Consider the following 12,911-nt stretch of genomic DNA (forward strand, 5'->3'; position numbering starts at 1 on the left):
GGCTTCTCAGGTCCTCAGGCAGCAACATTCTTCGGGCCCGCAAGCCCGCGGTATCCAGGAGCGTAGGGGATCGACGGCCCTTCGGCACGGATCCGCTCACGCATGCGCAACGGCCGCAGCGTACCGTCTACTTCCTCGACGTCGATAACGTTGACGTCCACCACTTTATTCTCGTCGAACGAGCGCTTTCCGGTCGCCTCCAGGGCCGCGACGGCCTCCGCATGGCGAGCGACGAAGGCATCCTGCAACGACTCCACCCAATTGCCGGAAGCGTCGAGCCAGACGGAGATGCCATCCGCCAGACGGTTTGCCGTCAGAACCTTTTCCACCATCGCGTCGTCCTCAATTCCAGATCTGTTCGGTGCGTTTCGCTGAAACTTTGCCGGCACCGCTATACTTGGTGCGGCCGGCCGCCAGCGGCTCGGACCGCTCGAAATTCGCGCCCGCAACCGCTTCGCCGATGATCACCATGACCGGCCCGTCCAGTTCCGTGCGGGCCTCGAGGTCCGGCAGATCGCGGAGCGTTCCGTGCAGGAGACGGCGCTCGGCACGGCTCGCATTCTCGATCACCGCGACGGTCGTGTCCTGCGGCAGACCGGCCTGCATGAGCCGCGAGGCGACGGAGGCCGCAACGGTGCGGCCCATATAGACGGCAATCGTCGCGCCGGAAACCGCCAGTCGCGCCCAATCGGGAAGAACGCTGCCTGTCAGATCGTGCCCCGTCGTGAAAACCAGCGACGATGCCACGCCGCGCAGCGTCAGCGGCAGTTCGAAATCGGCGGCCGCGGCAAAGGCGGATGTGATCCCCGGCACCACCTCGTAGCTGATGCCGGCTTCACGCAGTGCCGCCATTTCCTCGCCTGCCCGGCCGTAGACCAGAGGGTCGCCGGACTTCAGCCGCACGACGCGCTTGCCTTCGCCGGCAAGCTTCATCAGCAACTGATTGATCTCGTCCTGCGACTTGGTATGGCAGCCCTTGCGCTTGCCGACCGAAAGCCGCTCGGCGTCGCGGCGGCCCATGTCGACGATCGCTTGCGGCACCAGCGCATCATAAACGATGGCGTCCGCTTCCATCATCACGCGCTGCGCCCGGAGCGTCAGCAGGTCTTCGGCGCCCGGTCCGGCGCCGACCAGCCACACATGGCCGGCCACGCCCCCCGCGACATCCAGAAGCTTCGAGGCCTCGCGGCGCGCGGATGCAAGATCGCCGAGCGCTACTTGATCCGCCACAGGGCCCGAGAAGAAGCGGCGCCAGAAGACACGCCGCGCGACGCCGCGCGGCACGAGGCGGTCGACGGCGTCGCGATAGCTCGCAGCCAAAGAGGCAACGATACCCAAGGACGGCGACAACAATTGATCGATCTGCGCGCGGATCATCTGCGCCAGAACCGGCCCTGCCCCTTCGGTGCCGATCGCAACTGCAACGGGCGCCCGGTTGACGAGTGCCGGCGTGAGGAAATCGCAATAATCCGGCTGATCCACGGCATTTGCGGGGATTTTCCGCTCGCGCGCCGCAGTCGCGACAACGCGGTCAAGCGCCGCATTGCCGGTTGCGGCAAAGACGAGGACGGAGCCTTCGACCTGATGAGCCCCAAAGGGTTCGCGCACGGTCTCGATATTGTTGGCATCCAGAAAAGCCTCGAATGCCGGTTCCGGGCGATCCGCATAGGCGACGATGCGCGCCTCGGTATTCAGCAGCAACCGCACCTTGGCGAAGGCCTCGTCCCCATTGCCGAACACCGCCACGCTTTTCTGCGCGACGCGAAAGAATGCCGGAAAGACGGACAATTTCTGCGACATAACGAGGGGACGGCTCCTTTTGCAGGCTGCGGCGAATATCGCCTATAGGCCGCAACATTTGAAGGAACAGAAATTTCAATGCTTTTCCGGCCACGTATTGTTTTGCTCGACAGCCAATCTTTTTGAGCAAATATCTCCGGGACCCTGATCCGCCCGTTGGTTCGGCCATTGCGCCGGTCGGCCGACCTCCGTTAAATGCCGGCTCAAAGCAGGAGACCGAGATATGAAAAAAACCCAACTGGCAGAGCGCCTGCTGACCGTCATCGAAGAGGACATACTGCCGCTCACCGAAAAGGGCGTAGCCGACGGCAACAAGGTGTTCGGCGCCGCTATCCTGCGCAAGTCCGATCTGTCGCTGGTGCTGGCCGAAACCAATAACGAGACCGAGAACCCGCTGTGGCATGGCGAGGTGCACACGCTCAAGCGCTTCTACGAGATGGCCGAGACGCCGGACACGCGCGAGCTGATCTTCCTGTCGACGCATGAGCCCTGCTCCATGTGTCTCTCGGCGATCACCTGGGCAGGTTTCGATAACTTCTACTATTTCTTCAGCCACGAGGATTCGCGCGACAGCTTCGCTATCCCGCATGACCTGAAAATCCTGAAGGAGGTCTTTCGCCTCGAGCCGGGCGGCTACGCCCGGCAAAATGCATTCTGGAAATCGGCATCCATCGCGGCACTGATGCAGGAGGCCGATCCGGAAACGCGGCAGCGGCTCAGCGGCCAGGACGCCCGCATCCGGGCACGCTACGATCGTCTGTCCGATACCTATCAGGCGAGCAAAGACACCAACGCCATACCGCTGAATTGAGCCATGGAAGCTTCCCGCGACATTCAACGCCTGCTCGACATCATGGCCGCGCTCCGCGATCCGGAGACGGGCTGCCCCTGGGATATCGTGCAGACCTTCGAGACGATCCGGCCCTACACGATCGAAGAGGCCTATGAGGTCGCCGACGCGATCGAGCGTCATGATATGGACGACCTGTGCGACGAACTCGGCGACCTTTTGCTGCAGGTGGTCTTTCACGCACGCATGGCCGAGGAGGCCGGCGCGTTTTCCTTCGGTGACGTCGTCGAAGCCATCACGCGCAAGATGATCCGCCGCCATCCGCATGTCTTCGCCCGCTCCGACGCCGACACCGCCGAGGCGGTGAAGCTGCAATGGGAAGAGATCAAGCAGGCCGAGAAGGCCGACCGGCGGCAACGGCGCCTGCAGCGCGGCGTGTCGCAAGAGGAGCATGCTGGCCATCTCGGCTCGATCCAACGCAGCTTCCCGGCGCTGGTCGAGGCGCTGAAGCTGCAGGAACGGGCGGCAAAGGTCGGCTTCGACTGGTCCGAGCCTGAGCCGATCCTCGACAAGGTCGAGGAGGAAATCGGCGAGCTGCGGCAGGCACTTAAAGACGGTGACCTCGGGAAGGTCGCGGACGAGCTCGGCGACCTGATCTTCGTGCTCGTCAATATCGGCCGCCATGTCGGCACCGATCCGGAAATGGCGCTGCGCGGCACCAATACCAAGTTCCGGCGCCGCTTCGGCCACATCGAGAAGGAACTGGAAGCCGGAGGCGAAACGCTCGATGCGGCGTCGCTGGAGCGCATGGAAGAACTCTGGCAGGCGGCGAAGGCTATCGAAAGGCAGCTGACGTAGGCTCGTGCGTTACCCGCTGCGTCTATGCTATTCCTCATCCCTGCCCGTCAAGGAATCCAGCCGGGCGAAATCCTTGGGCTGAAAAGACTCAGCCGCGCCGCAGACGGGGCGCTGCTGGATCCCTGTGACGAGCACAGGGATGAGGGTGGAGCGGGTAAGGTCCCTCGGCGCGTTTCATAAGCCGTGAAGATATTGAGAGATGTCTTCCCATTCGGGGTTCAGTTCCTCTATCAAATTGAGCTTCCACTTCCTCGGCCATTTCTTCATCGTCTTCTCCCGCATGATGGCGGAAGTCAGCAGGTCGAACTCCTCGAACCACACCAACATCTTCACGCCGTATCTGGACGTGAATCCAGGCGTCAGATCGTTCTGATGCTCGAGGAGGCGGCGAGGCAGGTCACGGGTCACGCCCGTATACAGTGTTCCGTTTCGCTTCGATGCCAGAATGTAGACGTAACCTTTCATTGCGTAACAGGTTGAACATTCCCTCGCGTATACGCAAGCGAAAGTTGCAGCGGCCGTGCATACCACAATCCCTCATTCCTGTGCCTGTCACAGGAATCCAGCCAGGCCAAGTCATTGGGCTGGAAAGACTCTTCCGCACCGCAGACGCGGCGCTGCTGGATCCCTGTGACGAGCACAGGGATGAGGGTGGAGCGGGTGCGGTCCTTCGGAATACTTCTCGTAGGCCGTGGGATATTAATGAGATGGCGCGCATGTCCTTCGGGCGAAGGTTACCGTAACGCCCGTGCATCCCGCCTCCCTCATTCCTGTGCTCGTCACAGGAATCCAGCCAGACCAAGTCCTTGGGCTGAAAAGACTCTCCCGCGCCGCAGACGCGGCGCTGCTGGATCCCTGTGACGAGCACAGGGATGAGGGGAGAGATGGTCCCGGTCCCTCGGAATAGTTCTTATAGGTGCGCGGATATCAAAGAGATGGCGCGCAGTCCCCAAACGAGGTTTGCGGCAGCGCCCGTCCCCACCTCCCTCATTCCTGTGCTCGTCACAGGAATCCAGCCAGACCAAGTCATTGGGCTGAAAAGACTCACCCGCGCCGCAGACGCGGCGCTGCTGGATCCCTGTGACGAGCACAGGGATGAGGGGAGAGATGGTCCCGGTCCCTCGGAATAGTTCTTATAGGTGCGCGGATATCAAAGAGATGGCGCGCAGTCCCCAAACGAGGTTGCGGCAGCGCCCGTGCATCCCCGCCTCCCTCATTCCTGTGCCTGTCACAGGAATCCAGCCAGACCAAGTCCTTGGGCTGAAAAGACTCACCCGCGCCGCAGACGCGGCGCTGCTCTCATCCCTGTGACGAGCACAGGGATGAGGGGAGAGAGGGTCCGGTCCCTCGGAATAGTTCTCATAGGTGCGCGGATATCGAGGAGATGGCGCGCAGTCCCCAAACGAGGTTGCGGCAGCGCCCGTGCATCCCCGCCTCCCTCATTCCTGTGCCTGTCACAGGAATCCAGCCAGGCCAAGTCATTGGGCTGGAAAGACTCTCCCGCGCCGCAGACGCGGCGCTGCTGGATCCCTGTGACGAGCACAAGGATGAGGGTGGCGAGGGTGCGGTCCACTCTTATAACCTGTGCGGAAAGTCAGAAAATGGCGCAACACTCCTGGCTGCTACCAATCCTCTTCGACGGCCTTCGGGCCGTTGCCCAGCCGCCTCTCGAGCTCCGTGGCCTCTCCCTCCGTCAGACGCAGGTCCAGGCTCACGCGTCCATCCTCGAGGTCTTCGCGGCCATCGACGATCGCATGCTGGTAGACCCAAGGCAGCAACTGGAGCTGATCGAGACCCAGAACGACGGTGCACTCGGTCATGACGCCGGAAAGACGCCGGCCTATTTCAGTGAGGAGATCGTCGACACCTTCGCCGGTCATGGCCGAAACGGCGACCGTGTTGTCGGCGCTCGCGGCCTTCTTCACCAGCGCTTCGCGCACTTCCGGCTCGACCTTGTCGATCTTGTTCCAGACCTCGACAATGCGCTCGGCACCCTCCTTCTCGTCGATGCCGAGATCGGCCAGGATACGCAGCACGTCGCTTGCCTGGGCCTGATTGTCCGGATCGGACAGGTCGCGCACATGGAGGACCAGGTCGGCCTCGAGTACCTCTTCCAGCGTCGCCCGGAAGGCGGCGACCAGATGCGTCGGCAGATCGGAAATGAAGCCGACGGTGTCGGAGAGGATGACCATACGCCCATGCGGCAGTTTCAGCCGCCTCAGCGTCGGATCCAGCGTCGCGAAGAGCATGTCTTCGGCGAGCACGCCGGCCCCGGTCATCCGGTTGAAGAGCGTCGATTTGCCCGCGTTCGTATAGCCTACGAGCGCGACGATCGGATGCGGCACCTTCTTGCGCTTCGACCGGTGAAGCTGGCGCGTGCGCCGCACCTGCTCCAACTCGCGCTCCAGCTTGACGATCCTGTCCTGCAGCAGCCGGCGGTCGGCCTCGATCTGCGTTTCGCCGGGCCCGCCCATGAAACCCGCGCCGCCACGCTGCCGTTCGAGGTGCGTCCAGCTGCGAACCAGGCGGCCCTTCTGATAATTGAGATGTGCGAGATCGACCTGCAGCGTGCCCTCCCTGGTGGAGGCACGCCGGCCAAAGATTTCCAGAATGAGGCCGGTGCGGTCGATGACCTTGGCGTTCCATTCCTTTTCGAGATTGCGCTGCTGGACAGGCGTCAGCGGGTGATCGACGATCACGAGCCCCGCATCCTTCTCGCTCAGGACGTGACCTATCTCCTCGATCTTGCCGGTGCCGAGCAGCGTGCCCGGTTTTGGCTGGGCGACGGAAACGATCATGCCGTGAACGACGTCCAGGTCGATGGCGAGCGCCAGGCCCGTCGCCTCCTCCAGCCGGCTTTCGTCCGAACGCGTAGCGGGCTGCGCAACGATGTCGGCAGAAGCCTTCCCGGTCTTTTTCAGGATCGGAACGACGACGACGGCACGCGAATCATCGCGGAGCCTCTCGAGCTCCGGAATGATCGACGACGATTTTGAATCACGCTTGGTAATGTTCCTCACATCCCGTCAGGAGGCAGCTTCCTCATTCTCGAACATCTGCAACGGCTGGCCCGGCATGATCGTCGAGATGGCGTGCTTGTAGACGAGCTGAGAATGACCGTCGCGGCGCAACAGCACACAGAAATTGTCAAACGATGTTACGACACCCGTCAGCTTGACGCCGTTGATGAGGAATATGGTCAAAGAAATCTTTTGCTTGCGGACCGTGTTGAGAAAGAGATCCTGCAAGTTTTGAGAACGTTCCGCCATCGCGCCGCTTCTTTCTTATTTGCCGGCGTTCTGGCGCCGGTGCATTTTGTTAATTTTTAAGGTGTCACGTACGATCCCGGCACCTCCGCAGGGTTTGGTATCAAATCACCGTCTTTTCCGCAATGTCGAAAAAGGCCTCGCGAATATTCTGTGCTATGCTTCCTGGATGACCGTTGCCGATCGTCTTTCCGTCGACGGAAACGACGGGAAAGCAGATGCTGGTAGCAGCGGTGATGAAGACCTCCCGCGCTGCGAGCATTTCTTCCACGGAGAAGGCCGTTTCCTCGATCGCAAGGCCCAGCGGCTTGGCCACGTCCATCAGGGTGGTGCGGGTCACGCCGCGCAGAATGCCACTTTCCGCCGGGCGGGTGCGTAACGTCCCTTCGCGGTCCACGATCCATACATTCGTCGCCGCCCCCTCTTTGACCATGCCGTCCACGTCGACGAAGATCGCCTCCTGCGCGCCCGCTTCCTTCGCCTGCTGACGGGCAAGCACATTCGGGAGAAGGCCGACGCTCTTGATATCGACGCGATCCCACCGGTTCTCCGGCACCGTTATCGCCGATATGCCCTCGGCATTCTTCCGGGCGATCGCCCCGGGATCCGTGCGCTTGGCGGTGACGACGATCGACGGCGGCGTGTCCGCATCAGGGAAAACATGATCCCGCCGCGCGACGCCGCGGGTCACCTGCAGATAGAAGAGCCCGTTGCGGACCCTGTTTCGGCGCAGCACCTCCCGGATGACATGGATCAGCGCCGCACGGCTCATCGGCCAGCCTATCCTGAGCTCGCCCAGGGACCGCCCGAGGCGATCGAGGTGACGGGTCAGGTCGATGATGAAGCCGTGCCGCACCTCGCAGACCTCGTAGACGCCGTCGGCAAACTGGTAACCCCGGTCCTCGACGTGAATGGCGGCTTCGGCGTGCCGGACGTAAGTGCCGTTGACATAGGCGATTCTCGGCATGGCTGAGGCCCTCAGAAATATTGAATGCTGACGCGGAAGAGCTGTTCGACATCGCGGACGGTCTCGGCGGCCGCGAGGAGGACCACGCGGTCCTTCGCCTTGATCCGCGTGTTGCCGTCTGGGCACACATAGGCCTTGTCGCGATAGAGCGCGCCGATGCGGATACCCTCCGGCAATTCGAGCTCGCGCAGCGCCTTGCCGACCAGCGGAGAGGTTTCGAGCGCCTCTGCCTCGATCACCTCCGCCATGCCGTTCTGCACCGCGTAGACCGACCGGATGCGGCCCTTTCGCACGTGCTGCAGCACACGCGAGATGGTGACGGCGCGTGGATTGATATAGGCGTCGACGCCGGCGGCGCCGGCGAAGTCCTGATAGGCCGGTTCGTTGATCAGCACGAGGGTCGACTTCGCTCCAAGCCTCCTGGCAAGCATGCTCCCGAGGATGTTGATCTGGTCGTTATTCGTCAGCGCGACGACGAGATCCGCCTCCTGGACATCCGCTTGCGCCAGGATCCGCTGATCCATGGCCGAGCCGTGGAGGACCACCGTGCTGTTGAGCTTGTCGGCGACGAGCACGGCGCGATCCCGGTCGTTTTCGACGAGTTTCACCCGCATGCGCGGCTGCTGTTCCTCGATCGTTCGCGCGACGAAATAGCCGATATTGCCGGCGCCGAGGATGATGATCCGCCGCGCCTCCTGTTCTTCATGGCCGAAGAGCGCCAGCGTGCGGCGGGCATGGTCGCGGTCGCAGACCACATAGGCGAGATCGCCGGTCTTCAACTGGTCGGAGGAATGCGGAACGATCAGCTTACCGTCCCGGAAGATACCGGTCACGGTCGCGTGCAGATCGGGAAAGAGCTCGCTCAATTGCTGCAGCGGCGTGTCGACGACGGGGCAGTCTTCCATACATTCGATCGCAACCATCGCGATCCGATCGTCCGCGAAGCGCACCACGTCGGTGGCGCCGGGAAAGGATATGCGGCGAAGTACGAGCCGCCCTACCTCGATTTCCGGAGAGATCGTCACGTCGATCGGGACGTTCTCGCGCGAAAAGAGGTCGGAATATTCGGGCGCAAGATAGCTCTGCGCGCGGATGCGGGCGACCTTGGTCGGTACGTTGTAAATCGCATGGGCTACTTCGCAGGCGACGATGTTGACCTCATCGTACAGCGTTACCGCGATGAGCATGTCGGCCTGGTCGGCGCCCGCCTTCGCCAGTACATCCGGATGTGCCCCGTGGCCGACGTAACCACGCACGTCCAGCGTCTCGGTTATGTAGGCAATCAGCGCGGCCGACGTGTCGATCACCGAAACGTCGTTATTCTCGCGCGACAGCCGCTCGGCGATGCCGTAACCGACCTGCCCTGCCCCGCATATGATCACCTTCATTGCTATTCCTTACGTATGGGACGGATCTGCCGATGGCTCGTTATGGGTTTCTGATCACACGCCCAACGATTTCAGCTTGCGATGAAGGGCGGAGCGCTCCATTCCGACGAATTCGGCGGTGCGCGAGATATTGCCGCCGAAGCGATTGATCTGGGCGATCAGATAATCGCGTTCGAACATCTCGCGAGCCTCCCGCAGCGGCAGGGTCATGATGTGCTGATCGCCCTGCGCCGAGATCTTCGGCAAGGTGTCCCCAACCTCGTTCGGCAGCATGTCGGCGGTGATCGGCGTATCGGGACCGTCGCTGCGCGCAAGGATCATCAGGCGCTCGATGTTGTTGCGCAGCTGGCGGATATTACCGGGCCAATCGTGCGCCTGCAGCACGGCCAGCGCATCCTCGCCGATCTTGCGCGGACGGATGCCGGCCTGTTCGCTTACCTGTCGCATGAACATGTCGACCAGGAAAGGAATGTCCTCGCGCCGCTCCGCAAGAGCGGGAACGCGCACCGGAATGACGGCGAGCCGGTGATACAGGTCCTCGCGGAACAGGCCTTCGGTGATCATGTTCTCGAGATTGTAGGCGGTCGAGGAGATGATGCGGACATCGACCTTGACGCGCTTGGAGCCGCCGACCCGCTCGAACTGCTGGTCGACGAGGACGCGCAGGATCTTGTTCTGCGTTTCGCGCGGCATTTCGCCGACCTCGTCCAGATAGAGGATGCCCCCGTGGGCCTCCTCGAGTGCACCCGTTCGACGCGGCTGCCCCGTCGTTCCTTCGGTACCGAAAAGCGCGATCTCCATTCTGTCGGGCGTGATCGCAGCCGCATTGAGAGCCACGAAGGGACCGTTGGCACGCGCGGACTTGCGATGGATCATCCGCGCGACGAGTTCTTTGCCGGAGCCGGACGGTCCCTGGATCATGATACGGCTGTTGGTGGGCGCCACTTTCTCGATCATCTGGCGCAGTTGCGACACGGCAACGGAGGTTCCGATCAGTTCCACCGGATCGCCCGACTTCCGTCTCAGCTCTGAGTTTTCGCGCTTGAGCTTGGAATTCTCGAGCGCCCGCTCGGCGATCAGGATCAGCCGGTCGGCCTTGAACGGCTTCTCGATGAAATCATAGGCTCCGCGCTTGATCGCGGAAACGGCGGTTTCGATGTTGCCGTGACCTGAGATCATCACGACCGGCAAATCGGGGTGCCGGTTCTTGATCTCGTCGAGCAGTGCCAGGCCGTCGAGCTTGCTTCCCTGCATCCAGATGTCCAGGAAGATCAGGCGCGGCACACGGTCGTTGATCGCCGCGAGAGCGCTCTCGCTGTCGAAAGCGGTCCGCGTTTCATGGCCCTCGTCCGAAAGGATTCCCGAGACGATCTCGCGAATATCCTCCTCGTCATCCACAACCAGAATATCAGCCGCCATTGGTATTACCCTTATCCTTCAAATTATCTTCGCCCCCGGTCTCGCCGGCGGGCGGCAGAACCACCCGGATCATCGCCCCGGCGCCACCGTCGAAGTCCGGCGGTGCGTCGTGCAGTTCCAGTTGCCCGCCGTGGTCCTCTATGATCTTCTTGACGATAGCGAGGCCGAGACCGGTGCCCTTATCCCGCATCGTCATGTACGGCTCCAGAATTCGGTGCCGGTTCTCGGTCGGAAGCCCCTTGCCGTTGTCGATGACGTCGACCACGAAACGGCCGGTGGTATCATCGCGACGGGATCGGATGACGACTGTGGGCGCGCCTCGTGACGTTCCCGCGGGCACGGCTTCGATCGCCTCCACCGCGTTCTTGACGAGATTGCCGAATGCCTGACCCAGCATGCGGCCGTCGAACTGCCCCTCGAGCGGTTCGTCGCCGAAATCGCGGACGAAGTTGATGTGGCTGTTGCCCATCTCGCGCAGGAATACGGCGTCCTTCAGGATCGCCCGCAGGTCCGACTTCTCCTTCGTCGGCTTCGGCATCCGCGCAAAGGCGGAGAATTCGTCGACCATCCGGCCGATGTCCTCGACCTGGCGCACGATCGTTTCGGTGCACTGGTCGAAGACCGCACGGTCCTCCTGATCGATCTGCTTGCCATAGCGGCGTTTCAGCCTCTCGGCCGAGAGCTGGATCGGCGTCAGCGGGTTCTTGATCTCGTGTGCGATGCGGCGAGCGACGTCCGCCCATGCGGTGGAGCGCTGCGCGATTACCAGATCCGTGATGTCGTCGACGGTGATGACATAGGAGCCATGCGATTCGTCGCCCTCCTCCCGCGTCACCTGAACATTCATCGTGCGCTCGGTGCCGCCGCGCATGATATTGATCTGCTTGCGGTAATCGTTGCGGTAGCGGCTCTCGGCCTCGACCAGAACCGCTTCGATTTCCGGGGCCACGTCGCTGAGATTCGCTCCGATGAGCTCCGGCGCCGCCTTCTTGAGCATCCCTTCCGAAGACGGATTGAAGATGGTGATGCGGCGATCCCTGCCGACGCCGATGACTGCCGCCGTCACGCCGGAGAGCACTGCCTCGATGAAGCGGCGGCGTTGGTCGACCTCGTCCTTCGCCACCAGGATCTGATCCTGCTGGGTCCGAATTTCGCTCACCATCTTGTTGAACGTGCGCGACAGGTTGCCGACGTCGCCGTCGACGGCGCGCACGGGAACGACGACGTCGAGATTGCCGGAAGCGACGCTGTCGGCGGCGCCGATCAGCTGCCGGATCGGCCGGACGATGCGGTCGGCGACCGCAATGGCCGTCCAGATCGCCGCCAGCAGCACGATCAGGGCAAAACCGATGTAAAGGACGCCGAAGGCGATCTGCAGGGAGGTCCGCCCGGCCTCGAGCGTCTTGTATTCCGCAGTGTTCTCTTCCATCAGCCGCATCGATCGCATGACTTCCGGATCGACGTTTCGGACGGTGTAAAGATAGGTGCCCGGAATGTTTTCGAGCGGAATGACGGCTCCCACCAGATTGGTCACGCCCGGGGGGATAAGCGTCGGCTGACCGGCAATGGTGCTTTTCAGTGCGTCCTGCGGGATCGCCGGCAGCGGACGATCGGTCGAAATATTGGCCTGGAGTATGGCGCTGCCGTCAGCGCGCACGAGGAATGCGCCGAGCATGCCGCGCCCCCTCGCCTGCCGTGTCATCAGCTCGACGAAGCCGGTACGGTCGAGGCTATAGAGCTGGCGATTGCGCTCCAGGTCGTTGGCCATCGACACCGTCTGACCCTGAAGGTAGCTGGCATTCTCGAGGACGTAGGCCTGCGCGACGTTCAGGGAGGAACGGACGATCGCCTGCGTACGCAGCGAGAACCAGCGGTCGAGGCCGACATCGAGGGTGATGCTGGCGAAGATCGCGACGAGGATCGCCGGCGTGATCGCGACGATCGAGAAGAGCGCGACGATGCGCACATGCAGGCGCGCTGCGGCTCTTCCCTTGCTGCGCGCCCTGAGCAGTCTGAAGATCTCGCGAGCGATGAGATAGATCAGGCCCACGACGAAGAGGCCGTTGATGCCGGCACAGGCGATCACGATGTTTCTCTCGGGCCGGATCGGGGTCAGACCGAGGAGAACGAGCAGCGACAAGGTGGCGCAGATCAGGGCACCGGTGGCGAGCATAAGCCCCGGCAAGGCAAAGGAGGCTCGCCGATCCTGGGCAGCAGTGACTCCGTCCTCCGTGCCCAATGGCAAGGCCATTCCATCCACCATGAAAAGTGCTACCCCCAACCGGCGTACCGACGACACCGGCATACGCCTGCGTTTCGGACCGAGACATTGAACCTTAAAGCGCCGCGTCGCCTTTCGGATACGCAAAGCTCCCCGCCCGCACCCGTCTGATCGACCGGCTGCGACCGAGCGCCGGCGAATC

General features: G+C 62.5%; 11 protein-coding genes. 2 read left to right on the plus strand and 9 right to left on the minus strand.

All coding sequences use genetic code 11. The annotated features are described in order from the left end of the window. Positions 1–14: 14 nt before the first annotated feature. Both M1D43_RS06110 and cysG read right to left on the minus strand, forming a co-directional pair. Positions 15–332 (minus strand): DUF2849 domain-containing protein, encoded by a 318-nt coding sequence (locus tag M1D43_RS06110; RefSeq protein WP_153313596.1) that lies wholly within the window; start codon positions 330–332, stop codon positions 15–17. 10 nt (positions 333–342) lie between these two features. Beyond that, positions 343–1,800 (minus strand): siroheme synthase CysG, encoded by a 1,458-nt coding sequence (gene cysG, locus M1D43_RS06115; RefSeq protein WP_153313597.1) that lies wholly within the window; start codon positions 1,798–1,800, stop codon positions 343–345. Between the two features lie 223 nt (positions 1,801–2,023). Here cysG and M1D43_RS06120 point away from each other — a divergent pair, with 223 nt between their 5' ends. Together M1D43_RS06120 and mazG are read left to right on the plus strand one after the other, a co-directional pair. Beyond that, entirely contained in the window at positions 2,024–2,611 is a 588-nt protein-coding gene (locus tag M1D43_RS06120) for a deaminase (RefSeq protein ID WP_153313598.1), read from the plus strand. Positions 2,612–2,614: 3 nt separating this feature from the next. Then, on the plus strand, positions 2,615–3,448 hold the full coding sequence (gene mazG / locus M1D43_RS06125) for a nucleoside triphosphate pyrophosphohydrolase (RefSeq protein WP_153313599.1): 834 nt from the start codon (positions 2,615–2,617) through the stop codon (positions 3,446–3,448). A 174-nt stretch (positions 3,449–3,622) separates the two neighbouring features. On the opposite strand, the gene M1D43_RS06130 is transcribed toward mazG, so the two are convergent. From M1D43_RS06130 to ntrY, 7 genes are all read right to left on the minus strand, one after another. Continuing rightward, positions 3,623–3,913, minus strand: coding sequence for a GIY-YIG nuclease family protein (locus tag M1D43_RS06130; protein ID WP_153313600.1), 291 nt, complete (start codon positions 3,911–3,913; stop codon positions 3,623–3,625). Positions 3,914–5,070: 1,157 nt separating this feature from the next. Continuing rightward, a complete protein-coding gene (gene hflX / locus M1D43_RS06135; RefSeq protein ID WP_003535430.1) occupies positions 5,071–6,468 on the minus strand; it encodes a GTPase HflX in 1,398 nt (465 codons plus the stop codon). 6 nt (positions 6,469–6,474) lie between these two features. Next, positions 6,475–6,717, minus strand: a complete 243-nt coding sequence (hfq, locus tag M1D43_RS06140; RefSeq protein ID WP_003535434.1) for an RNA chaperone Hfq — start codon at positions 6,715–6,717, stop codon at positions 6,475–6,477. Positions 6,718–6,817: 100 nt separating this feature from the next. Continuing rightward, a complete protein-coding gene (locus M1D43_RS06145; RefSeq protein ID WP_003535436.1) occupies positions 6,818–7,681 on the minus strand; it encodes a D-amino-acid transaminase in 864 nt (287 codons plus the stop codon). Positions 7,682–7,692: 11 nt separating this feature from the next. Further along, positions 7,693–9,069, minus strand: a complete 1,377-nt coding sequence (trkA, locus tag M1D43_RS06150) for a Trk system potassium transporter TrkA (protein WP_153314838.1) — start codon at positions 9,067–9,069, stop codon at positions 7,693–7,695. A 54-nt stretch (positions 9,070–9,123) separates the two neighbouring features. After that, positions 9,124–10,488 (minus strand): two-component system response regulator NtrX, encoded by a 1,365-nt coding sequence (ntrX, locus tag M1D43_RS06155; RefSeq protein ID WP_003535439.1) that lies wholly within the window; start codon positions 10,486–10,488, stop codon positions 9,124–9,126. Further along, a complete protein-coding gene (gene ntrY, locus M1D43_RS06160; protein WP_013844315.1) occupies positions 10,478–12,793 on the minus strand; it encodes a two-component system sensor histidine kinase NtrY in 2,316 nt (771 codons plus the stop codon). Before ntrY ends, ntrX begins: the two co-directional genes overlap by 11 nt. Between the last annotated feature and the right edge of the window lie 118 nt (positions 12,794–12,911).

The organism is Ensifer sp. R1-3 (genome assembly GCF_056739175.1).

Bases quoted from the DNA above. Each gene is read 5' to 3' on its own strand.
- cysG (WP_153313597.1), bottom strand. From the start codon at position 1,800: ATGTCGCAGAAATTGTCCGTCTTTCCGGCATTCTTTCGCGTCGCGCAG.
- trkA (WP_153314838.1), bottom strand. From the start codon at position 9,069: ATGAAGGTGATCATATGCGGGGCAGGGCAGGTCGGTTACGGCATCGCC.
- M1D43_RS06120 (WP_153313598.1), top strand. From the start codon at position 2,024: ATGAAAAAAACCCAACTGGCAGAGCGCCTGCTGACCGTCATCGAAGAG.
- M1D43_RS06145 (WP_003535436.1), bottom strand. From the start codon at position 7,681: ATGCCGAGAATCGCCTATGTCAACGGCACTTACGTCCGGCACGCCGAA.
- M1D43_RS06110 (WP_153313596.1), bottom strand. From the start codon at position 332: ATGGTGGAAAAGGTTCTGACGGCAAACCGTCTGGCGGATGGCATCTCC.
- ntrY (WP_013844315.1), bottom strand. From the start codon at position 12,793: ATGCCGGTGTCGTCGGTACGCCGGTTGGGGGTAGCACTTTTCATGGTG.
- ntrX (WP_003535439.1), bottom strand. From the start codon at position 10,488: ATGGCGGCTGATATTCTGGTTGTGGATGACGAGGAGGATATTCGCGAG.
- M1D43_RS06130 (WP_153313600.1), bottom strand. From the start codon at position 3,913: ATGAAAGGTTACGTCTACATTCTGGCATCGAAGCGAAACGGAACACTG.
- hfq (WP_003535434.1), bottom strand. From the start codon at position 6,717: ATGGCGGAACGTTCTCAAAACTTGCAGGATCTCTTTCTCAACACGGTC.
- mazG (WP_153313599.1), top strand. From the start codon at position 2,615: ATGGAAGCTTCCCGCGACATTCAACGCCTGCTCGACATCATGGCCGCG.